Genomic DNA, 24,352 nt, shown 5'->3' on the forward strand with positions numbered 1-24,352 from the left:
ATCTCAAAACTTTAAGACGAAATGCAATCTTTAAAGGGTCACGACAAAAACAAATCACCTACAGGAATAAATTTATGGAAAAAAAAGCCTTAATCGTTATCGATGTACAAAATGATTTCTTACCCGGCGGAGCACTTGCAATTCCACAAAGCGATATTATTATACCTACCGTTAATAACCTTATAAACCGTTTTGATCATGTCATTTTAACCCAAGATTGGCATCCCAAAGGTCATTGTAGTTTTGCTTCTTCCTACCCTCATAAATCTCCTCATGATACAGTTAAGCTTGACTACGGGGTTCAAACACTTTGGCCCGATCATTGTATACAAGAAACACAAGGAGCAGAATTTCATACATCTCTCATGGTTGGTAAAGCACAACTTATCCTTCGAAAAGGTTATCATCAGAAAATTGACAGCTGTTCTGCCTTTTTTGAAAATGACCAAAAAACACCAACAGGCTTACAAAGCTACCTCAAAGAACGTGGTTTTACACAATTGATTATATGTGGTTTGGCTACTGATTTCTGTGTGGGATTTTCCGCACTTCATGCTGTAAAATGTGGCTTTAAAGTGAGTGTTTCATTGAGTGCTTGTGCCGGTATTGATCTAAATGGATCATTAAATACAATGCTTAAAACTCTGAACGAAACTGGTATAGAACTCTTAATGACGCTTTAAATCGCTTCTCTACCCTATTGTGGTGATAAATAGAAGAGTTTTTATAGAATATATATAATCAAAAAACAGATTATTTGGGAGATAATGTTTTATGTTTAAAGCGAACGGAGGAATAAAATGCCGCCCCAAGAATACATATGCCAATAAGCCCTGTTAATGCTTCAGGCACTGGCATAATAGTTTGTATATACATAATCACTGCAAGTATCAAAATTGCGTAAAAAGCACCATGTTCCAAATAGCGGTAATGTAACAATGTTCCCGTTTCAACCAACATGATCGTTATAGCACGTACATAAAAAGCACCGATACCAAGACCAATTGCAATAATAAAAAGATTATGTGAAAAAGCAAAAGCACTCACAACACCATCAAAAGAAAAGCTAGCATCCAGAATTTCTAAATAAAGAAATGAGCCTACTCCTCCCTTAGTAATGGTGACTAAAGCATTTTTGGGAGAATCTAAAAGTGAACTAACCGCTTCAACCACTAAAAATGTCAAAAGTCCATAAAGCATAGCAAGTAAAACAGTTAGCTTATTTTCTGTTGTAATTTGCCCTGAGAAGAATAACATCAAAATCAAAACAATAGTAATATCAACTCCAACAAATGAACCAAACTTCTGAACTGGTTTCTCTATAAAAGCTAGCCAATGCACCTCTTTTTTAGGATCAAAAAAATATTTTAAACCAACCATAATAAGGAAAGTTCCCCCAAAAGCTGCAATACTCACATGAGCATTTGTTAAAATTGCAGCATATTGATGTGGTTCCCATAGTGCTAATTTAACTGCTGCAATTGGATTAATCCAAGCTGCAAAAGCAACAATCAACAATGGAAAAATAACTCTCATACCAAATACTGCTACTAAAATACCCCATGTCAAAAAACGACGGGACCATAGCTGATCCATCTTTCCAAGAATACGTGCATTAATAATAGAATTATCAAAAGATAAAGAAATTTCTAAAATCCCTAAAACACAGCAAATGAAAAAATATTTAAGAAAACCAACAAGACTACCCGTCTCAAACCAACCAATGAATCCACCCCAAGAGACACCAATAATTGTGAAGAAAAAAGCCCATCTAAAATAGCCTAATAGAGCCATGATCATGCCTCAAAATTCATCTCTTTAACTTATCTCAGTACTCACACTATTGAAAGATTATAAGATTAAAAGATTACATCTATCTATAGTACAACGAATGCACACTGAAAAATTCATATGGAAATCTCTCCAAGAAAAAACAAGAGAAGAATCAAAAATTCTATATTTCTTCCAATAAAAAGGTGATTTTTATAATAATAAAATACAAAAAATTAAAATTTAATCCAATATTTATTAAATATTAAAAAAAATAAGAGGAATAAAAGTTAATAAATATTGACATTAGGTAATGAGATATTCATACATTGTGTGCTTTTATCAGCATAAAGCTTATACCATGATGATTTACTGAGGGAGATAATTCGTGGCACGTCCTGAAACTGAAGCAAAAACTGTATTTGGAAAACGTTTACGTCATGTACGCCTCGCTTTAGGTGATCCATCACGTGAAACATTAGCAAAAAACTTTAGCATGACAAAAAACTCCATCGCCTTTTATGAACGTGGAGAAAGAGAACCTAATCTTAGCGTATTGCAAGCATATCGCACATTGTATGGAGTCAACATTAATTGGCTTTTAACTGGACAAGGAAAAATGTTTGACACCGAATGCACTAGAAGTGAATTCGATTGGAATTATTTTATTAAAAAAGTTGAAACAATTGAAGATATTCTTACCAAGAATGACCATAATGATACAGTAAATCAAAAAAAGATTGAAAATTCTTATGAAAAGTTACAAAAATACCTTCTAACACAAGGCGTACCTAATGACCTCAACCCAAAAGCGCTTACTTCTTTGGTCAATATGAAAGCAAATATGGCTAATTCTTATGCCCTTAGCTTGTTTATTGATTTACTCATTCGAAGCATATCGCACAAAGAAACAACTACTAATTAACAATATTTACTTCAAATAAAACTACCTTGAGCTTTATCAACGTGAAAAATAGCCTTTTGCTTTTTGCCATATTGATAAAGTTTAATGTGCTTTTTTAACTTTTCCTTTGCAGTAAAATGGTCATTACAAGTTCTGATCGTAGTAATAATTTTTTTAAATTTAACATAGGCATTTTCAGAGTTTAAAATAGCTTCTTGTTAAAATAATGGCTATTTTTATTGTTTTCGTAAAGCTAATTGTTTCTAACCAAAAAAATTTTAAATAAACATGTACTAAATTTGTGTTACAAGAACATGCTTAATGTTCAATTCGTTAAATTGATATTCATCTTAAAATTAGCAATTATTTTTTAGTTTAAAGTATATATTTTGGCGCTTTAAGGAGTATATAATCAATAGTACTAGGGTTCAATTTCAAAAGATAAGCAAAAAATTGTTTTTTCCAATAAAGGTCACTCAATAAAATGAAACATTTTTATAAAAATTGAATATATACTATTCCTAATACCTTTGTTAAAGAATTACAATTTCAACATTTTCCATTATTAAAATAAAATTCTCATTTCAAATATATTAAACTTGTACTGTACTCTAATGATAAAAAAACCATTGGTCTTTCTCAAAAAAAGAAGGATATTCAATGTTTTTCGTGTCGCCAACGTAATTATAATAGCCTCATCCACGCATCTTTATAAGCAATACACTTTTTGCCAAACCAATCATTAAATAACCATTAAAACTTATCATCATCCTGCAAATAATACCGATTATTCCTAACTGAAAAGAAATAACCAGCTTCATCTTTTGAAAAAGTAATTCTTTTCATTTGACACTTTTATAATAGTAGTTCCCAACTCATATTCTAAAAAAATTATTGTTCCCAAATATGTTGTTTTCATATCCACTAAATGAATAGCCATGAATTTTTCAGTTTTTTTCATTGATGTCATAACCATTCATGTAATTTATTTTACAGATTCGGTAACAAAATCTTACTTTGATTTTTTATAATATATAAAAATACATATATTATGGATGGTAAAGAAAAACTTAGTTACTGGATGTGAACACTTTTAAAAATTAACAGTTTTATTTAAATAGCTCCTTTTCCCTCAAAGAACTTTTGAAGCTTAATAAAATTCTATATTTTTATGCGAAAATATTAGAGGAATATATTGGGTATAATATTGCAATCAACTAATAATATACGACAAACACCTTATACCAAAGCTCTAACCAGAAAACTTAATTAAATTAATCATACAGCCACAAACATGTGCTCGATAGTAACAAAAATCAACAAAACCAGTAATTACGCAAATCTTCATTCTAAAAGGTACTTTGTTACAATGACTGGTGGTCCCTGAGCAGGTTATTAATATAATAAAATCAATGTATTATAAAAACAAAAAAGGGACTGGTGGGCCCGGAGGGACTCGAACCCCCAACCAAGCGGTTATGAGCCGCTGGCTCTAACCAATTGAGCTACAGGCCCTACAGACTATTTTTTTCTAAACTAAAATGCTTTATGATACAAGAGATTGCTTAAATTATAATTCATTTTTTTAGTTTCTCTCGTTTTTTACCCTTCAGCGTCTTAATACTTTACAATGATTCCCAAAAATGGAAAAGTGAAAATCTATAAATCAAAGGAGTGAAAATGAATATGACACAAACAATCTTCCAGCTACAAAATATTAACAAAATTAAAGTTGCTCTGTTAGCAGCATTAACACTACTAACCACTTCATTTTCTATACACGCAGAAGAATGTGCAATGAACAATTCAACTATTGTAGTTACTGCAATAGGTGAAAGCCAAGCAACACCAGATATGGCAATTATCAATCTATCTATTGTTACTTATGACAAAACCGCTCAAAAAGCATTAGCAGATAATAACAAATTTATGAATAATGTTATGAGTTCTTTTAAAAACAACAACATTCAAGAACATGACTTACAAACATCAAATTTATCTATTTATCAGTCTAGCTCGGATAAACAGAAAGAACAAAAAAACCATGAAAATCTTTATGAAGTTTCCAATTCTTTAACAGTGCGTATCCGTGATCTTTCTAACGTTGGTAAAATATTTGACCAAGCAATATCTCTTGGTATTAATTCTGTTCATGGCATTACCTTTACCAATGCCGATACAAAACCTTTTTATAAAGAAGCACGTAAAAAAGCTATTGCTGAAGCTATTGAAAAAGCAAAAACTTTAGCACAAGCAGCTAATTTAAAATTGGGTAAAATCATTGAAATTAATGAAAATAATAATAGCTTTCACCCAACACAGCGCTTAAACAGAAGTGCACAATTTGCAAACTATGCAGATACAAATTTCTCAAGTGGTGAATTGAACTATAATGTCAGTGTAACTGTAACATTTTCTATAGACTAAAGTATCGTCTTCAATTCCTACATAAAACGCATACATAAAAAATCACATCACCGGCCCTCATATAAAATGCCGGTGATATACTGAAGATAAGCCTCTTCAGATGATAATTCATCTTCGTGAATTTCAATCTTTTCGCGTGCAGAAAATTGCGCTTGATGCACCGTTTGACGATTTCCTGATATCAATGGATGCCACCAATGAAGATCTTTTCCTTCATTAATTAACCGATAAGCACAATTTTTAGGAAGCCAATGAGCTGTTTTTACTGTTGCAATATCTAATAATATACAGTCTGTAACTATTGATTTACGATGAGCATAATCTTGACACTGACAAGTTTTCATATCTAAAAGACGACAAGCAACACTGGTTGTATAAATATAACCGGTGTTTTCATCCTCTACTTTATGCAAACAACAAAAACCACAGCCATCACAGAGACTTTCCCATTCAACAATGGACATTTCTTCTAATTTTTTAACTTTCCAAAAGGGAGCTTCTTTACTCATAAAATTGGCTATATTCTTTTTCTAAAACACAAGAAAATCTACGCAAAACGCAAAATAAGTACAATTTTGTTTCTGTAACATTATACATCTTCCACCTAGCTTAATACCATCCATATGCGACTTTATCTTGGAAGAATCTTTCCAAAGATTAATTCAACAAAGATAAAAGACATCTCTAAAAAAATCTCATATAAAAAATAATGTTATACAAATATCTTTGTCACAGATAAAATAAACCTTTGAAATAATACCCAATTGTAAATATCCTACAGCCTAGAACACTGAAAAAACTAAATGAAATTTCTCATACAGCCTTATACTTGTATAAGCCACTTTTATGAATTTTTTTGTAAAAAAGAGATTTTTTGCGTTTATCTATAATTTGACACACTTCACAAGCATCTTCAATACATCACCCCCATTGATTCACATACATGTATAAGTAATGGTTTACAATGCCACTTATTTCTTCGCAGACTATCTTCACGACTTTGTACTACCCTTTTTTTACAAAGCCGTAGTAATAAATATTTAAGTTATTATATTACTTGAGCAATGAGTTTTCTTTAATTGTTCGGTATGCTTTCTTTTATCTTTTTCTAAAAAGCTCCTCAAAAATGAAACAGTAAACCTTTCACCTACAATAAACGGCGCATTTTTAAAACGTGTTATAGTACTATTAAGAATCAAGAAAACTGCGTAATTTCCGTGAACGGCTAGGATGCTTTAATTTACGAAGCGCTTTTGCTTCAATTTGACGGATACGCTCACGTGTAACTGAAAACTGCTGACCAACTTCCTCCAACGTATGATCAGTGTTCATCCCAATACCAAAACGCATTCGCAAAACACGTTCTTCACGCGGCGTTAGTGAAGCAAGTACGCGAGTTGTTGTATCCCGTAAATTAGCTTGAATGGCTGCATCAATCGGCAATAATGCATTTCTATCCTCAATGAAATCACCTAAATGAGAATCATCCTCATCACCGACTGGTGTTTCAAGTGAAATAGGCTCTTTTGCAATTTTTAGCACTTTTCTCACTTTTTCTAATGGCATAGAAAGTTTGCTAGACAATTCTTCCGGTGTAGGTTCTCGCCCAATTTCATGTAAAATCTGACGTGATGTACGAACAATCTTATTAATAGTTTCAATCATATGAACAGGAATACGAATGGTGCGCGCTTGATCAGCAATCGAACGCGTAATTGCCTGACGAATCCACCATGTTGCATAAGTTGAAAACTTGTATCCACGCCGGTATTCAAATTTATCGACCGCCTTCATCAAGCCGATATTGCCTTCTTGAATAAGGTCAAGAAACTGTAAACCACGATTGGTGTATCTTTTGGCGATTGAAATCACAAGACGTAAATTAGCTTCCACCATTTCCTTCTTAGCGATTGTTGCTTCACGCTCACCTTTTTGTACTTGCGTAACAATTCGACGAAATTCCCCAATTGAAATAGCAGTTTCTTGTGCAAGGCTTTGTATTTCACTTCGCAAACTTTGTATTACCTTGGCTTCACAAGTTGAAAATTCTTTCCAACCAGATCCCGGCAAAGTCGCAATATAATTAATCCAATCTGCATCTAATTCACGACCTTGATATTCCTTCAAAAAATCTTCGTGTCCAACTCCGTAATTGTTAGCAAGCCGCTTCAATTTACCTTCATTATGAACCAACCGCTTATTGATGTCATAAAGCTGTTCAACCAATGCCTCAATACGATTTTGGTTCAAAGAAAGAGACTTTACCGCTTCAATTAAATCAGCTTTTAATTGAGAGCACTTCTTCTTTTGAGAAGAGGAAAGAGCGTCCTCTTTACAATCTGCTAAACTACTTTCAACATGCTGATCTTGTAATTTTCGCAATTTTACATACGTCTCAGCAATAAAATCTAAAGTTTCCATAACCTGAGGACACAATTCATTTTCCATTGCTGCAAGCGATAAGTTAACTTCATCCTCCTCATCATCTTCAACACAAATGTCTTCTGCAAGATCATCTACATCATGCATACTAGAATGCGGCATTTCTTCTTTTATCTTTTCTACTTCACTACGTTCAATAGCAGGAGCCTGCTTGGCTTCTGGACCAGCATAAGTCATTTCAAGATCAATAATCTCACGAAGAAGGATACGCTTTTCATTTAATTCTTCACGCCATATAATTAAGGCTTGAAATGTTAAAGGGCTCTCACATAACCCTGCAATCATTGTTTCACGCCCCGCTTCAATACGCTTAGCAATAGCAATTTCACCCTCACGTGAAAGCAGTTCAACTGCTCCCATTTCACGCAAATACATGCGCACCGGATCATCAGTCCGATCTGTTGCCTCACGTTTCGATATCGTCGCAATTGATCGGTTGGTGGCTTCCACCAAATCACCACCTTCTATCGTAATTTCTTCCTCATAAGGCTCAGAATCGATCTCATCTTCATCGTCTACAACATTAATCCCCATTTCAGACAGCATGGCCAATGTATCTTCAATTTGCTCAGATGTAACTGATTCAGAAGGAAGAACTGCATTCAATTCATCCATTGTCACATAACCATTTTTCTTGGCGAGTTTAATCATCTTTTTGATGGCATCATCGGAAAAATCAAGAAGAGGACTGTCCAAACTTACTTGGTCCGTTTCTGCCACGCTATCTTTTTGTTTAACCTTTGTTGCCATACCATTAACTCCACTTGATCACTACATAGATTTCATGTGACCAGCTTTTTGCGTTTTCATTTAGCGCGTCAACAATTTCTCATATGCACTTCATCCTAGGATAAAATCCTTACTTTCAAAGGCACATTATATACACTTTTATCCACATAAAAACACGGGAAAACTGCAGAAGTTTCCCCGATACTTTCAGCCCTTTTGAGATAATCTCTATTCTCCATAGTAAGAATCAATTTCCGCTCTTTTTAAAATTCATTCGCCATTCTTCACAAAAATGCCGTCTCTTACAATAGATTTTTTCATATTAGGGCTTTGGTGACTGATTCGCTTTAAAAAAGCGAATCATTTTATCTCATTTGGCTTAATCTCATCTGTTTCTTCATCAAACCAACACCCAAATCCTTCAATTAAAGCTTCCGTTGCTCGCATTTGCTCTAACTCAGTTTTAGTCTCACGCAGTAGATCAAAAACCTCATTGTTAGGATTTTTCATGAGTTGTTCCTCAATATCCTGTAATCTCTTATGTAGGTGGTGTTCTCGAAGATGCAAGTAGATAGCTTGTTTTAATACAGCGCGAGCATCTTTTATGGGAGCTTTAGTAAAAGTAGTACGCATACCAACGCTTTGCACAAGATTTCTCATACGTTCTAAAATAGCCTTTTGCCCTTTTTCTTCTAAAAGCGTAATCATTATCGTTTTATCGTGAATCTGCTGGCTTCCAAGAATTTCTAGCATCGATTGATGGAAATTTATTAATTCAGTATTTTTTAATTCTAGTTCAGAAAGAACTTCAAAATTCTCATAACAAAGATCAGGATAGTGAGCTAAAATTAGTAAAATAACTGCCTCACGCAAAGGAATAGAATGTGGCAAATTGCGCACCATATCAGAATTTTCTAAAATGGAAAAAGAGTGTCTCTTAAACATCTCATCTTTTTGATTTCTATCATATCCTCCTACATTCTTTTTTTTCAAAAAAGGGGGACAAAAAAAATCATAAAGCCGTTTTTTTATATCTTGAAAATAATAACGACGTACATCTTCATCCTTAATTGTAAAAATCTCTTGTTTAAGCCTTCTTTCCAATGCTGCTCGTGTTTCTGGTGTTTCAAAACGTTGTCCATAGGTAGCACGCCACCATAAAAGCTCAATTAATGGCATTGATTTTTGCAAAAAAGAATCAAAAAGAGAGACACCACCAGCACGAACAATTTCATCTGGATCTTTACCTTGCGGCAATAAAATAAAACGTACAGACACCCCCACCCTTAAAAGAGGTAGCACACGATCAGCCACACGAAAAGCAGCTTTTAAACCAGCATCATCTCCATCAAAACAAAAAACACAATCAGGTTCTATCTGCCATAAAAGCGCAATTTGTTCCTCTGTTAATGCTGTACCCAAAGGAGCTACCACCTTCTCAAAACCAGCCTTCGTTAACGCAATCACATCCATATAACCTTCAACGACAAGAATAGAACGCGCTTTTTCTTCTCTCATGGAATGATTGCTTTTGCGAGCAGAAGCTGCATTATAAAGCATATTCCCTTTATGAAAAAGTACCGTTTCAGGACTATTGAGATATTTCGCCCGCATGTTTTTATCTAAACTGCGACCTCCAAAAGCCACCACACGTCCACGTAAATCTTCAATAGGAAATATGATACGATTTCTAAAACGATCGTAGGGAACTACAACATCCTCACCCGATATAAGAAGACCACAATCTTCCATCTGCTTTATTGAAATACCATGTGTACTTAGCATTTCTTTTAAAGCTGTACGCCCTGCCGGAGCAAAACCAATGCGAAATCGTTTTATAAGTTCTGGCGTAACACCACGCTCATTAAGATAATAACGCGCCTGTTCTCCTCCTTTATCATGTAAGCTAGATTGAAAAAAATCCGCAGCTATTCCCATCACATCATAAAGACTAGCTCTCTGCATTTCACGTTCATGACTTTGTGGATCAAGGAGAGGTAATTTCATACCTGCAAGATCAGCCAAACGCTCTACAGCTTCCAAAAACTGCAATCCATCAAATTTACAAAGAAAAGTGAAAATATCACCGCTCACACCACAACCAAAACAATAATAACAGCCTTTACGATCATTACAGTGAAAACTAGGAGTTTTTTCACCATGAAATGGGCAACAAAACCAAAAATCTCCTCGTGCAGGCTTGCTTTTTTGAGGATCAAATGTCACCCTTTGGCTAATAACCGTTGAAATTGGCAATCGGCTGCGGATCTCATCAAGGAAATCAGGTGGAAAACGCATTATCTCTCACAGAGTTTAAAATTCTTTTTTATATGTTTAACTACTTTGAAGCATAATTCCAATATTTCTCTTAAATGGTTGATAAATTTCAAATGATCAACCCAAAATAATTTGAGAAATGGAGATAGAAAAGTGACTGAATTTCTTGCTCAACATCCATTGCTAGAGGCTATTTCTTGGCTTGTTATCCTTACTCTTATTGCTCTTTTAATTAATATTTTAGCGCGAAAACTGCTTATTCATAAAGCAAAACAGCTTTTTTCTTTTCTTCCTGCAGATACAACTGATGACACTGAGTATATCATTCGGCACATGGCTAATACTGCTTCAGCCTTTATTTTTTCAATCGGTGTTAATTTTATCCCTACATTGCCAAATCCACTTAGTACCATTATTCGCAATGTTTCTAACGCCTTTATTATTTTTGTTATTGTTTTAATAATTTCTGCGCTTCTCAATATTGTTAATACTCTTTATGAACAACGGCCAACATCGCGGTTAAAACCGATAAAAGGTTATATTCAAATCGCTAAAATTGCACTTTTTACTGTTGCCACTGTTTTAATATTAGCTAAATTGATTGACCGCTCCCCTCTTATTCTTTTTTCCGGTCTTGGTGCGATGGCGGCTGTTTTGATTTTGGTCTTCCAAGATACGCTGCTTTCTCTTGTTGCAAGTATTCAAATTTCATCTACCGATATGGTGCGTGTTGGCGATTGGATTGAAATTCCCAATCTCGGTGCAGACGGTGATGTAATTGAAATTGCACTTCATACTGTTAAAGTTCAAAATTTTGATAAAACGATTACCACCGTTCCTATTCGTAAACTTGTAACCGATCCTTTTAAAAATTGGCGCGGTATGGAAGAATCAGGTGGAAGACGTATCAAACGATCTCTTTTTATTGACCAATCCAGCATCCGATTTCACAAGGAAGAAGAACAAGAATATCTGATGCAATTTAATCTGTTAGAAAACTATTTTGCAAAAAAAATACCAGAAATCAATGAATGGAATGCTAAATTAGACAAAAACCGCGATATACCAGCCAATATCCGCTATTTAACCAACATTGGAACCTTCCGCGCTTATGTTCTATCCTATTTACAAAATCATCCAAATATTAAAAAAAATATGACTTGCATGACACGGCAATTATCCCCTACGCCGAATGGTTTGCCTTTAGAAGTTTATTGTTTTACTAACACCACTATTTGGATAGAGTATGAACAAATTCAAGCTGATATTTTTGACCATCTTTATTCCATTCTTCCCAGTTTTGGTCTTAAGCTTTTTCAAAACCCAAGCGGTTATGATTTTATTCATGCATTTAAAACCACGCAGAATCATAAGTTCTAATTATATCAATTCTTTAAATCAAACCCCATTCTTAACGTAAAGAAGAAAGTAAAATATCATGAATAGTTTATCGATACACTCCTTCATCTTGCAGGTGCTATTTCTCTACCTTCTGTGAATTTACATTCATGGTGTGAACAAAAATTGAACGTGTCTACTATGATAGGTTGAAATATAAATTACGCCATGTCTTATTCTAACTCTAGCCTAATTTGCATATTGTATTTAATGCTTTTGTCTTACGTGATACTCACCATGCCGCACATTCATTAATATAGAAAGATAAGCTCCGTAATTTAGAAAAATGAGTTTAAAACATTTCAAAAGTAATGTCCTAAATATAGAAGCATTTCATCTGCACTTTGATACTGTATGTGATCTAAAACAAACTAATTCTCTTCTCACTTCTATAGTCTATTCCATTTTAGAAGATCTAAAGTTCCCGCCTGCATAACTTTTCTGAACAACAAACGAGACTTGACCTTTAAAAAGCTTACCCTAACTAGAGTTTACAGTTTAATTCAGGCAAAGGAGAGCGTAATGGAAGATGCAAACATCGGCTGGGTTGCAGCTATTATTATTGGTGGTCTTGCAGGTTGGGCTGCACAATATTTTATGAATAGTAGGACAGGAATATTTTTAAACATCATCTTAGGAATTATTGGAGCATCATTGGCTAGCTTTCTTTTCGGCCTTTTTGGTGTCACTTTCGCTGGTATATTTGGCTACCTTATTTCAGGTTTTATTGGCGCCTGTATTCTCATATGGATAGGTCGAAAAATCCGGTCATAAAGCATTTAATTTAAAAAGGCACCACAAGGTGCTTTTTTAAGCGGCCCAAAATTTTATTGTAATTTTAAAAATTGTAACCTAGATACAGGCAAGTAACCATTCATTACAATAACCCTTCTGTATTATCATTACAGTGCTTAGCAAATGATCAGCAAACTATTGTAGATTCATTTCTAATATATATCTAAATTGAATGATACATTAACACTTGCAACAACTTCTACTACAATATTTATGTGTTATATTTTAATGTACATCAAAATTGTGGTTATAAATCGTAGAAATACAATCAAAATAATTTAAAGCTCAATTATTAGTACAGCAGTAGCAACTCAATTTCAGCTTTGGCAAATGCTATAAGGCTGCTTAAACAGTGACTATGTCCAGAAAGTTTTCTATTTCCAAAACACTAAAAACTGTAGTCATAAAATCCAATAATTCGCTTTTTATGCAACATCTTTAGTAGCTTGCTGCTTTTGTATTTCTACACTATAATTAGAAAGCTTTATAATAGGCATTTAACAATCTGTATTATCTAGCACAACATACAGTTTTAAATCATGTCGAGTACTAGAACGAGCAATTCCATTTTACCACCGCTCAAGTGGTTATCTGATCGAGATCGTTCAGTGCCTATTAATGTCAAAGATTGGTTGATGGAACCAGGCTCTATGACCCGTCGTTTTGAACGTCATTGTGCTCAAATACACATTGACCCGCAACGTGAATGCTTCATTACTTATGATAAACTAGAGGAAGAGGCTGAGCATTTACCTAAAACCTCCCGTTATTGGCTACGCGAAATTGTACTGAGAGGAGACAATCAGCCGTGGCTTTTGGGGCGCACAGTGATCCCACAAGAAACTCTAGATGACCACAATCAACTAACAAACTTGGGGAAATTACCCCTGGGGCGTTATTTGTTCAACAGTAAAGAGCTAACCCGTGATTACATTCATATTGGTCGAAAAGATGCACTGTGGGCGCGTCGTTCTCGTTTGCGGTTAGCAGACAAACCATTATTACTGACTGAGCTGTTTTTAATTGCTTCACCAATATACAAAACTGATCCTATATAAATTAGAAGAATCAATGTATTGAAAAATATAGTGTACAATAAATAACAAATATCTTATTCGTTGTCCTCTATCAATAAAAATCACTAATTTGACTAACTCCTACCGAGTCTCCCGTAATATTTTATAGCCTAGTATTGATTTCTAATAACGTTCCATCATTTTTGTTAAAATAGAATGTTTCTGGCTATCATCCACTTTTAGTTTTTCTTCACCATCATTAAATACTTTGATAATCCTTAATCACATAATATCCATTAAATGAAATAGAATAAAATGCGTTGTCTCTTTCTTCTACAAAATTATTTGGAAGTACTCTATTAAGCTAATCAACAATATAAATTTATCTAATTTTTTCAAATGGATACATATTTTTTCAGCATTCTTTAATATCTTATAATGCATAATAATAACAAAAGTATTAGAAAATCTAAAAATGGGGCTTTACCTATCTATGGAATAGACTTATACCTTTTTAATTAAGCAAAACATTGCAAGAGTAATATACAGCGTCTGCTATAGCTGCGGTTTTCGTATGACGTCGAACTGTGAGCGCACACTATGACACAGCCCACCCTATCTCCCAAACCTTGGTGTACGAGCAAGCCTACAGCTCTTTTAATATTAGCTGATGGGACCGTTATTGAAGGAAAAGGTGCAGGGGCTACAGGTATTGTTGAAGCAGAAATATGTTTTAACACTGCCATGACAGGTTATGAAGAAATTCTCACCGATCCATCATACACTAAACAAATCGTTAATTTTACCTTTCCTCATATAGGCAATGTAGGTATAAATAGTGAAGATATTGAAGATCTTATACCAATCAATCACCATGGTGCAGTTGGTGCTGTTTTTAAAGCAGACATTACTCATCCCTCTAATTACCGTGCAAACGAAAATCTAAATCAGTGGCTTAAAGCGCGTCAAATCATTGCAATTTGCGGTGTCGATACACGTGCACTAACCGTCCTCATCCGTGAAAAAGGTGCGCAAAATGCCATTATTGCGCATAACCTAAATAGCAATTTTGATCTCAATGCTTTAAAGAAACGTATGCAAAAATGGTCAGGAATCACCAATCTCGACCTTACAAAAAAAGTGACATCACAGCAGTTGATGGAATGGAATGAAAAAGCATGGACTTGGAATCAAGGTTACAGTGCAAACAGTAAATGCAATTTTCATATTGTTGCGATTGATTATGGCATTAAGCGCAATATACTCCGCCTTATGGCAACACAAGGTGCACGCGTTACTATTGTTCCAGCACATACAAATGCAGAAGAAATTCTGGCAATGAATCCTGATGGCGTTTTTCTTTCCAATGGGCCAGGAGATCCGTCTGCCACAGCCGCATATGCAGTCCCGACTATAAAAAAGCTAATTGACTGTAATGTCCCACTTTTTGGCATATGCCTTGGCCATCAGCTCCTTGCTCTTTCTGTTGGAGCTAAAACCATAAAAATGCATCAAGGACATCATGGAGCAAACCATCCTGTAAAAGACCTTACCACTGGAAAAGTGGAAATTACGTCAATGAATCATAGTTTTACCGTAGATGCAGCATCTCTACCAAAACATGTTGAAGAAACACATATCTCTCTCTTTGATGGCTCAAATTGTGGTATTCAGATTATTGGAAAACCTGTTTTTTCTGTTCAGCATCATCCTGAAGCTTCTCCTGGACCACAAGACAGTCAATATCTCTTTCAACGTTTTCATAATCTAATCGTAGAGTATAAAAAACAGCCTAATTAATTTGAATTTTCTGACAAATATTTTGCTTTTTTACTGCATTCAAATACATCAGCTCTTAAAATAACAAAATGGTTAGATTCGTTTATAGAGTACAAGAATTATATTTTATCGAATTGTCTCGGTAAAATATTTTCAGGAAGCTCTTTTAGAGACTGTCTCACCCAAAAAGCAAACACTAAAATTGCTAAAAAAAGTACACAGAAACTCCCCGCAAAAGGTGCACCAGAAAAATGAAATACTGCACCTTTATGTGTAAATTGTTCAAAAAGAAATGTATAAAAAATGGGCCCAATTATCAAGCTTAACGAAGTAATAGATGTCATTGCTCCCTGTAATTCCCCTTGTGCATTCGCCGGCACCTGTGCTGCAGCAATAGAACGCATAGGTGCATGAACAAGATATTCAAGCGCCGTACACACAAAAACGACATAAACCATCCACCCTTGCGCCGCAAACATATAGCCAAGCATAGCAATTAACGCAAAAAGGAGTCCTACCATAGTCATGCGCCAATCACTCCAGCGCTTAGAAAGATACGGTAAAATAAGAACCATTACACAAATCTGACCTACACCGAAAACACTGTAAGATAATCCAATAGAAAATGTGCTCCAATCATAACGTTCTTTAGCAATAAATGCCCAAACACTCGGCCATACGGCTTCTGCAAGCCAATAAAGAAAAAAAGCTAATAATACCCAAATAACCGCTGGATATTGTCTAAGTTGCAAAAATGCACCTAAAGGATTAGCACGTTTTATATCAAAGCAGCGTCTATCACCCACAGCAAGAGTTTCTGGAAGCATAAACCATGCAAAAACAAAATTAACAAATGAACAAGCAGCTGCAAAATAAAAAGGCAACCGCAACTCAAATTGGCCCAGAAAACCACCAATAAGAGAACCTATAATAAATCCTACCCCAAATGCCATTCCTATCATACCAAAATTACGTGTACGAGTTTTTTCATCTGATATATCTGCTAAATAAGCTGAACAAGTTGCAAAGCTAGCACCACTTATCCCCGACAAAAGACGACCAATAAACAGCATAGAATAGCTCCATGCTATAGCGCATATAAAATTATCAATAGCAAAACTAATAATAGAGATAAGCAAAATAGGACGCCTACCATAACGGTCAGAAAGGTTACCAATCAAGGGAGCAAACAAAAATTGCATTGCTGAATAGACTACCAGCAATACACCCCCATTTATGGAAACCTTACTAAGATCCTCTCCAGTCAAATGCCGAAGATATTCAGGCAAAACAGGACTAACAATTGCAATACCAATAATATCTAATAACAAAGTAATAAAAACTAAAATGAGCCCACGATGGATAAATTTCGGATCGAGCTTTCGATCTTTTACAGCCTGCATATTTCTTCGCCTCTGTTTTCTAGACCTTACCTATTTTTAGATCCGCTCAAAAGTATAACTTAGTCTCATATATAATAATAACAAAATAAAAAAAGGTTACACAAAACAATGAAGAAATATGATAACTATTATTATTGTTAAATTTTACAGTCATATTTAAGCTATTTTCCTATACGGAGGAATCTGAACAAATTTCGAAATTTCAGTAGCCATGCATGTACTTTGAAAATATTACCATTTAAAAACTTAAACAATGATAATCATCACATAAGCATGCTACAGCTCTTGCTGTATACAAACAACCTATCTCTATCTATCTCAGTTCTATTTACTATCAACAGTTATTTATAGCTTGTCAAACTCAACAGCCTCCAACACACTGATTTAATAACGTGCTTTTTCCAATGCATTATTGTCTCTTTTGTCAAAAACCACACTCTCATAGCGATATGAAGTTTATCAGCAATAAAAAAGGTATAGATTTTCAATTTTATAAAAAAAGCATGGAAAAAGCATTTTATGGATTACTTTCGCCATTTATTAACCTATAAAGTGAGTTTAGCCTTAAAATGTTCAATATTCTGCCTGCCACAACTGCGCACAGAAATTTGTGATAGGAAAAAACATGCCCAAACGTACAGATATAAAATCTATTCTTATTATTGGAGCAGGACCTATTATTATTGGTCAGGCATGTGAATTTGACTATTCGGGCACACAAGCTTGTAAAGCTTTAAAAGAGGAAGGCTATCGAATTATTCTAGTTAATTCTAATCCTGCCACCATTATGACCGATCCAGATTTAGCTAACGCAACTTATATTGAACCCATCACTCCAGAAGTAGTTGCTAAAATTATTGCTTATGAGCGCCCCGATGCTCTTTTACCTACTATGGGAGGACAAACAGCACTCAATACAGCTTTATCATTAAAGCGTATGGGAATTTTAGATCGCTATAACGTTGAAATGATTGGAGCTAATGCAGACGTTATTGATAAAGCTGAAGATCGCGCTTTATTTCGCAAATCAATGGCAAAAATTGGTTTAGAAACACCGCGTTCTATGTTAGCTAATGCAACTGAACTCAAAGAAGAAGATCGTCGGTTATACGAAAAAAAACGTAATGAACTGAAAACTGACCTTTCCGGTGACGTACTTGAGCAAGAATTAGAAAAACTTGATTACAATTGGTATCATACAGAAACCGATCGTAAACAACGTTATATAGCACACGCTACAGCAAAAGCAGTTCAAGCCCTTGATATTATTGGGCTTCCAGTTATCATTCGCCCCTCATTCACGCTTGGTGGTACAGGCGGTGGTATCGCTTATAACCGCTCTGAATTTTATGAAATCATTGAACGTGGCCTTGAAGCATCTCCCACAACGGAAGTTCTGATTGAAGAAAGTGTTTTGGGGTGGAAAGAATATGAAATGGAAATTGTCCGCGATAAACAAGATAATTGTATTATCGTCTGTTCCATTGAAAATATTGATCCTATGGGTGTCCACACTGGCGATTCTATTACCGTTGCCCCTGCTCTTACCTTAACCGATAAAGAATACCAAATTATGCGTAATGCTTCAATTGCTGTATTGCGTGAAATTGGTGTCGAAACCGGTGGAGCTAATGTACAGTTTGCTGTCAATCCTGAAAATGGTCGTTTAGTTGTTATTGAAATGAACCCACGTGTTTCACGTTCTTCAGCACTCGCTTCAAAAGCAACAGGTTTTCCAATTGCCAAGGTGGCAGCTAAATTAGCGGTTGGCTATACACTTGATGAGTTAAAAAATGATATCACGGGTGGTATAACGCCAGCGTCATTTGAGCCTTCTATAGATTATATTGTCACCAAGATCCCTCGTTTTGCTTTTGAAAAATTTCCTGGTTCATCACCTATCTTAACTACTGCAATGAAATCTGTAGGGGAAGTTATGGCAATTGGCCGTACTTTTCAAGAATCATTGCAAAAAGCACTCCGTGGACTTGAAACAGGTCTTACCGGCTTTGATGAAATTGAACTTCCTGAACATGCTGAAGGTGATGAAAACAATTCTATACGTTCAGCCATCGCAATACCAAGCCCTAATCGTTTACGTTATGTGGCTCAAGCAATGCGCATGGGCTTACCTTTAAACGAAATCCACCAAATAAGTAAAATTGACCCATGGTTTTTAGAACAAATAGCTTCCATTATTGAAATGGAACAGCGCATTCGCACTCATGGTCTTCCTCAAGATGTAGATAATCTACGTATGTTAAAAGCCATGGGCTTTTCGGATATGCGTTTAGCAAACCTTACAGGACAAGAGCCAGATAATATTACTACTTTACGTAAATCGCTTAATGTTAAACATGTATTTAAACGGATTGACACCTGTGCTGCTGAATTTGCTTCACCTACAGCTTATATGTATTCAACCTATGAAACACCTTTTGCAGAGGTAGCACACTCAGAAGCACATGTTTCTAAACGCAAAAAAATTGTCATTTTGGGCGGAGGTCCAAACCGTATCGGCCAAGGAATTGAATTTGACTATTGCTGTTGCCACGCTGCTTTTGCATTGCGCGATGCAGGCTTTGAAGCCATCATGATTAACTGCAACCCTGAAACTGTTTCGACAGACTATGATACATCTGACCGCCTTTATTTTGAACCTTTAACAACAGAAGATGTTTTAGCTGTTTTAGAAACGGAACAGGAAAAAGGTGAGTTGATTGGTGTTATTGTTCAATTTGGTGGACAAACACCGTTGAAATTGGCAAGTGTGTTAGAAAAAAATAACATTCCCATTCTAGGTACTTCACCTGATGCTATTGACTTAGCAGAAGATAGAGATCGCTTTCAACAATTATTGTTTAAGCTTAATTTAAAACAACCCAAAAATGGCATTGCCCATTCAATTGAACAAGCACGCCTTGTTGCTCATGACCTAGGATTTCCATTAGTTGTACGCCCTTCTTATGTTTTAGGCGGACGTGCCATGCAAATTATCCGCGATGAACGTAGCTTGCAAAATTATCTGCTTGAAATAGTTCCGGAATTAATTTCAGAAGATATCAAAGCCTGTCACCCTAATAATACAACAGGTCAGATCAACACATTACTTGGTAAAAACCCACTTTTATTTGATACCTATCTAACACAAGCTATTGAAGTTGATGTTGATTGTCTGTGTGATGGTCAAGAAACGCTAATTGTTGGCATCATGGAACATATTGAAGAAGCAGGTATCCATTCTGGCGATTCAGCTTGTTCTTTACCTGTAAACACACTTTCACGTGAATTAGTTTCTGAATTACAACGTCAAACCAAAGCTTTAGCACAAGCACTCCATGTTGTGGGCTTAATGAATGTACAATATGCTATCAAAGATGAAGTGATTTATATCTTAGAAGTCAATCCCCGTGCTTCACGTACTGTTCCATTCGTTGCAAAAACTATTGGCAGACCAATTGCCAAAATTGCTGCACGTATTATGGCAGGAGAAAAGCTGCATAGTGCACTTCAAGCTTATGGTGGATTACCTTCTGTATCACAAAAACCGCATATCGCCGTCAAAGAAGCAGTTTTTCCTTTTGATCGTTTTCCAGGTGTAGATACGCTGCTTGGTCCAGAAATGCGTTCAACCGGAGAAGTTATGGGGATCGATTACGAATTTGCACTTGCTTTTGCTAAAGCACAACTTGGAGCTGGTGTTGATCTTCCATATGAAGGAACTGTATTTGTTTCTGTAAGAGATGAAGATAAAAAATATATCCTTAATTGTGTCAAACGCTTAACTGAGCTTGGTTTTTCTGTTTTAGCAACAAGCGGAACGCAAAAATTTCTTGACTTTCATGGTGTTAAAGCCCAAAAAATTAATAAAGTACTAGAAGGTCATCCTCATATTGAAGATGCCATTCGTAACCGACAAATCCAATTGATTTTCAACACAACCAATACGGCTAGTGCCATTTCAGACTCTAAATCATTGCGCCAAGCAGCACTCATGCAAAAAGTACCCTATTATACAACAATAGCCGGAGCTGAAACTGCAGCAAAAGCCATTGAAGCCCTCAAATCCAACCACTTGGAAGTGCGTCCATTACAAAGCTATTTTTCTTAAGATTTGAACTGCACCTACAAAACATAATACTTTTTATTTCTTATTCACCTTTTTCTTTATATAAAAACACTGATTAGACTTGTTTCTTATTCAAAAGTCTTTTATCATTATTACAATCGAATTTTCGGTTACGTGACTTTTTTCCTGTGCATACGCATTTTTGACAAAACTTCTCCTGCCTAATTTCGATTTAAAGCCATATTGAAAGCTTTAAGCTTCAATAGATGATAATTTTATATATAAGGAGTTTCCTATGTCTACAGGAACAGTTAAGTGGTTTAACACAACGAAAGGTTTTGGTTTTATCCAACCTAATGATGGAAGTGCAGATGTGTTTGTACATATTTCTGCTATTGAACGCTCTGGTTTAAGTAACCTTAATGAAGGGCAGAAAATTTCTTATGACGTTGTTCAAGACCGTCGTTCAGGAAAATTTTCTGCTGGAAATCTTGCAATTCTTTAAATTTAAGCTCATTTTGCTCAAACAAATCTCGCCTTCATAGGCGAGATTTTTTTCACAAAATATACTCTACCTTAATAAAGTAACGACTACTTGCAGCATTTTTGTACCTCCCTTAAAATCTGCTCATAATTATCCATAATTTCTTTTTTGTAAAAAGCCTTAAAAAAGTAATAAAGGATATAAAAAATCAGAAAAAAATTCAAAATAAACGCCTGCATCGTTCCAGATAAAAGAAGGCTTTCTTTATATTTTCTTGTGAGAAATTCTCACAGAATTTTAAAATAAAATTATATAATCTGTGTTTAAAGTAAAATTTCCTAAGAGTTTTCTTGTAGTTTTTTACTGCCTACGACATAATTTTTATGGAGCATCTATTATAAAATAATCACTTTCTTATACCACTAAGGATTTAAATTATGGCATTTATTGCTGATAAGCTTTCTCATATCAAACCTTCCGCAACAATTGCTGTTGCCCAAAAAGCACGTAATTTAAAAGACTCAGGTCGTGATATTATTTCCTTAAGCGCTGGAGAACCAGATTTTGATACCCCAAACAATGTTAAAAAAGCCGCTATTGAGGCTATTCAACGTGGGGAAACAAAATATACACCTATATCTGGTATTCCAGAATTGCGAAAAGCAATTTCTGCTAAATTTAAACGAGAAAATAACCTTAACTATACACCAGAACAAATCATTGTCGGTACAGGTGGCAAACAAATTCTTTTTAATGCACTTATGGCAACTTTGAATAAAGCAGACGAAGTCATTATTCCGTCTCCTTATTGGGTGAGTTATCCTGAAATGGTTATTATTAACGATGGCACACCTATCTTTGTAGAAAGTAAAGCAGAATTCTCTTATAAACTCCAACCACAAGATCTAGAAGCTGCCATCACCCCTAAAACTAAATGGTTTATTTTTAACTCTCCCTCAAATCCATCAGGGGCAGCCTATACATATGATGAATTAAAAAAACTAACGGACGTTTTAGTAAAATATCCTCATATTTATATCCTCACCGATGATATATATGAACACTTAACATATGGAGATTTTACTTTTGTCACTCCAGCTCAAGTAGAACCAAAGCTTTATAATCGTACATTAACAATGAACGGTGTTTCAAAAGCCTACTCAATGACAGGTTGGCGAATTGGCTATGCAGGTGGGCCTCAGGAATTAATTAAAGCTATGGATACAATTCAGGGGCAACAAACTTCCGGTACAAGTTCCATTTCACAATGGGCAGCTGTCGAAGCACTTAATGGACCACAAGATTTTATTATTCAAAATAAAAGTGTTTTCCAAGCGCGTCGTGATCTTGTCGTTACTATGCTCAATCAAGCTCCTGGTATTAACTGTCCAATACCCGAAGGTGCTTTTTACGTCTACCCTTCTTGTGCAAATCTCATTGGTAAAAAGACATCCGGAGGGAAAATTATTGCAAATGATGAAGACTTTGTAACAGAGCTTTTAGAAGAAGAATCTGTTGCTGTAGTGCAAGGATCTGCCTTTGGGCTCGGGCCAGCATTTCGCATTTCCTATGCAACATCAGAAAAAATACTCAAAGAAGCTTGCTTGCGTATCCAACGTTTTTGTAACAGCTTACTTTAAAAAGTTCTGAATCATTGTTCATATCTAAAAGCAAAAACTGGACATACGCTTAAACTAATTTGCCAGACCTGTAGAAATAAAATCAATCTAACAGATCTTGGGAGATATATCAAAAAAACATAATAGAAGTAGATATAATCAAGAAGTCATAGATTTATACCATTTTACAAAAAATGAAAAGCAATAAAAGCTTAAAGAAAACTGCTATGTAATAAATACATAGTTTACTAAAACTTTTTTGACTTTAAATTCAACAGTTTATAAAAACATCACTCTATTAAAAAGACCATTGACGAGCTTTTAGAAAAATATAATCTCGAAAAGCATTGAGTTTTGCCGAATTTTTCAAAGCATCAGGATAACAAAAGAAGGTATCAAAGGAAGGAATATCAATCATATCAGGAAAAAGGCGTACAAGTCTCTCATTGTTATTTACGATATAATCGGGAAGCACAGCAATACCAAAATCACGCATAAGTGCGTTCTTGATTGAAATAATATTATTAATTTGTAAAACTGAAATACGCAAAGAGCCATCACTTCTCCCTGCTTTTTCCAACCAATTCAAACCAGACAAATAAGAGGGAACAGGTTCACCAAATGAAATAATGCGGTGTTTATCTAGTTCAGATAATTTCTCTGGCTTTCCATAAGTTGCAACATAATTTACTGAAGCATAAACATGCATATGAACCGTAAATAATTTTCTTTGTATAAGACCGGGTTGTTGGGGTTGACGTAAGCGAACTGCGCAATCTGCATGACGCATTGTTAAATCAATCTCTTTATCATCAAGCAAGAGTTGTACCTGCATATCGGGATAAAGGCTAAGAAATTCATGCACACGCTCTGCAAGCCACCCTGCCCCCATTCCAAAAGTTGATGTAACGCGTAAACGCCCTGTTGGTTTTTTGCTACTTTCGTTTAATTGTGAACGCGCATTTTCAAGCTTCATTAAAACATCATAAGCAGTACGATAGAGAATTTCACCCTGCTCTGTTAAAATTAAACCACGCGCATGACGTTGAAACAAGGGAACGCCAACATCCTGCTCTAAAGCAGCGACTTGTCGTGAAATTGCTGATTGAGACAAATGAAGCTTTTCAGCTGCATGCGTAAAAGAGCCCGCCTCTGCTGCAGCATGAAAAACTCTTAATTTATCCCAATCCAATGGTGAAGTCACAATTTTTTCTCTAATCTTTTTTACTAATTAAACAAC

General features: G+C 35.2%; 16 protein-coding genes and 1 tRNA gene. 10 read left to right on the plus strand and 7 right to left on the minus strand.

All coding sequences use genetic code 11. From position 1 onward, the window contains the following. Positions 1-74: 74 nt before the first annotated feature. Entirely contained in the window at positions 75-683 is a 609-nt protein-coding gene (gene pncA, locus BBBE_RS04735; RefSeq protein WP_010701417.1) for a bifunctional nicotinamidase/pyrazinamidase, read from the plus strand. Positions 684-753: 70 nt separating this feature from the next. Here the strand turns inward: pncA and BBBE_RS04740 are convergent, their stop codons facing one another. After that, a complete protein-coding gene (locus tag BBBE_RS04740; RefSeq protein ID WP_010701418.1) occupies positions 754-1,794 on the minus strand; it encodes a DUF475 domain-containing protein in 1,041 nt (346 codons plus the stop codon). Positions 1,795-2,158: 364 nt separating this feature from the next. Here BBBE_RS04740 and BBBE_RS04745 point away from each other — a divergent pair, with 364 nt between their 5' ends. Further along, on the plus strand, positions 2,159-2,695 hold the full coding sequence (locus BBBE_RS04745) for a helix-turn-helix domain-containing protein (protein WP_010701419.1): 537 nt from the start codon (positions 2,159-2,161) through the stop codon (positions 2,693-2,695). A 1,417-nt stretch (positions 2,696-4,112) separates the two neighbouring features. On the opposite strand, the gene BBBE_RS04750 is transcribed toward BBBE_RS04745, so the two are convergent. Continuing rightward, positions 4,113-4,189 (minus strand) — tRNA-Ile (locus tag BBBE_RS04750). 171 nt (positions 4,190-4,360) lie between these two features. Between BBBE_RS04750 and BBBE_RS04755 the strand changes: the two genes are divergently transcribed. Further along, complete coding sequence (locus BBBE_RS04755; protein WP_035464673.1) at positions 4,361-5,101, plus strand: SIMPL domain-containing protein; 741 nt, start codon at positions 4,361-4,363, stop codon at positions 5,099-5,101. 47 nt (positions 5,102-5,148) lie between these two features. Here BBBE_RS04755 and BBBE_RS04760 read toward each other — a convergent pair whose 3' ends face one another. The 3 genes from BBBE_RS04760 to dnaG form a co-directional block, all read right to left on the minus strand. Next, complete coding sequence (locus BBBE_RS04760; RefSeq protein ID WP_010701421.1) at positions 5,149-5,610, minus strand: YcgN family cysteine cluster protein; 462 nt, start codon at positions 5,608-5,610, stop codon at positions 5,149-5,151. Positions 5,611-6,289: 679 nt separating this feature from the next. Continuing rightward, positions 6,290-8,293 carry an RNA polymerase sigma factor RpoD gene (gene rpoD / locus BBBE_RS04765; protein ID WP_010701422.1) on the minus strand — a complete coding sequence of 668 codons (2,004 nt, stop codon included), beginning with the start codon at positions 8,291-8,293 and terminating at the stop codon, positions 6,290-6,292. A 339-nt stretch (positions 8,294-8,632) separates the two neighbouring features. Next, positions 8,633-10,570: a DNA primase gene (dnaG, locus tag BBBE_RS04770; protein ID WP_010701423.1), complete on the minus strand. Its 1,938-nt coding sequence runs from the start codon at positions 10,568-10,570 to the stop codon at positions 8,633-8,635. A 132-nt stretch (positions 10,571-10,702) separates the two neighbouring features. Between dnaG and BBBE_RS04775 the strand changes: the two genes are divergently transcribed. From BBBE_RS04775 to carA, 4 genes are all read left to right on the plus strand, one after another. Next, the gene (locus BBBE_RS04775) at positions 10,703-11,929 is read left to right on the plus strand and encodes a mechanosensitive ion channel family protein (RefSeq protein ID WP_010701424.1); all 1,227 of its coding nucleotides are present in this window, start codon (positions 10,703-10,705) and stop codon (positions 11,927-11,929) included. A gap of 540 nt (positions 11,930-12,469) precedes the next feature. Further along, the gene (locus BBBE_RS04780) at positions 12,470-12,721 is read left to right on the plus strand and encodes a GlsB/YeaQ/YmgE family stress response membrane protein (protein WP_010701425.1); all 252 of its coding nucleotides are present in this window, start codon (positions 12,470-12,472) and stop codon (positions 12,719-12,721) included. A gap of 560 nt (positions 12,722-13,281) precedes the next feature. Continuing rightward, positions 13,282-13,800 (plus strand): chorismate lyase, encoded by a 519-nt coding sequence (gene ubiC / locus BBBE_RS04785; protein WP_010701426.1) that lies wholly within the window; start codon positions 13,282-13,284, stop codon positions 13,798-13,800. Between the two features lie 558 nt (positions 13,801-14,358). Next, positions 14,359-15,558 carry a glutamine-hydrolyzing carbamoyl-phosphate synthase small subunit gene (carA, locus tag BBBE_RS04790; RefSeq protein ID WP_010701427.1) on the plus strand — a complete coding sequence of 400 codons (1,200 nt, stop codon included), beginning with the start codon at positions 14,359-14,361 and terminating at the stop codon, positions 15,556-15,558. Between the two features lie 98 nt (positions 15,559-15,656). On the opposite strand, the gene BBBE_RS04795 is transcribed toward carA, so the two are convergent. Beyond that, positions 15,657-16,940, minus strand: coding sequence for a TCR/Tet family MFS transporter (locus BBBE_RS04795; protein WP_010701428.1), 1,284 nt, complete (start codon positions 16,938-16,940; stop codon positions 15,657-15,659). A 625-nt stretch (positions 16,941-17,565) separates the two neighbouring features. Here BBBE_RS04795 and carB point away from each other — a divergent pair. From carB to BBBE_RS04810, 3 genes are all read left to right on the plus strand, one after another. Continuing rightward, positions 17,566-21,051 carry a carbamoyl-phosphate synthase large subunit gene (gene carB, locus BBBE_RS04800; RefSeq protein WP_010701429.1) on the plus strand — a complete coding sequence of 1,162 codons (3,486 nt, stop codon included), beginning with the start codon at positions 17,566-17,568 and terminating at the stop codon, positions 21,049-21,051. A gap of 253 nt (positions 21,052-21,304) precedes the next feature. Then, positions 21,305-21,514 carry a cold-shock protein gene (locus BBBE_RS04805; protein ID WP_010701430.1) on the plus strand — a complete coding sequence of 70 codons (210 nt, stop codon included), beginning with the start codon at positions 21,305-21,307 and terminating at the stop codon, positions 21,512-21,514. A 416-nt stretch (positions 21,515-21,930) separates the two neighbouring features. Further along, positions 21,931-23,133, plus strand: a complete 1,203-nt coding sequence (locus BBBE_RS04810; protein WP_010701431.1) for a pyridoxal phosphate-dependent aminotransferase — start codon at positions 21,931-21,933, stop codon at positions 23,131-23,133. A 277-nt stretch (positions 23,134-23,410) separates the two neighbouring features. Here BBBE_RS04810 and BBBE_RS04815 read toward each other — a convergent pair whose 3' ends face one another. Next, positions 23,411-24,316, minus strand: a complete 906-nt coding sequence (locus BBBE_RS04815; protein ID WP_010701432.1) for a LysR family transcriptional regulator — start codon at positions 24,314-24,316, stop codon at positions 23,411-23,413. Positions 24,317-24,352 lie beyond the last annotated feature (36 nt).

The sequence above is a fragment of the Bartonella bovis 91-4 genome (assembly GCF_000384965.1).
In the GTDB taxonomy this organism is placed as follows: Bacteria; Pseudomonadota; Alphaproteobacteria; order Rhizobiales; family Rhizobiaceae; genus Bartonella; species Bartonella bovis.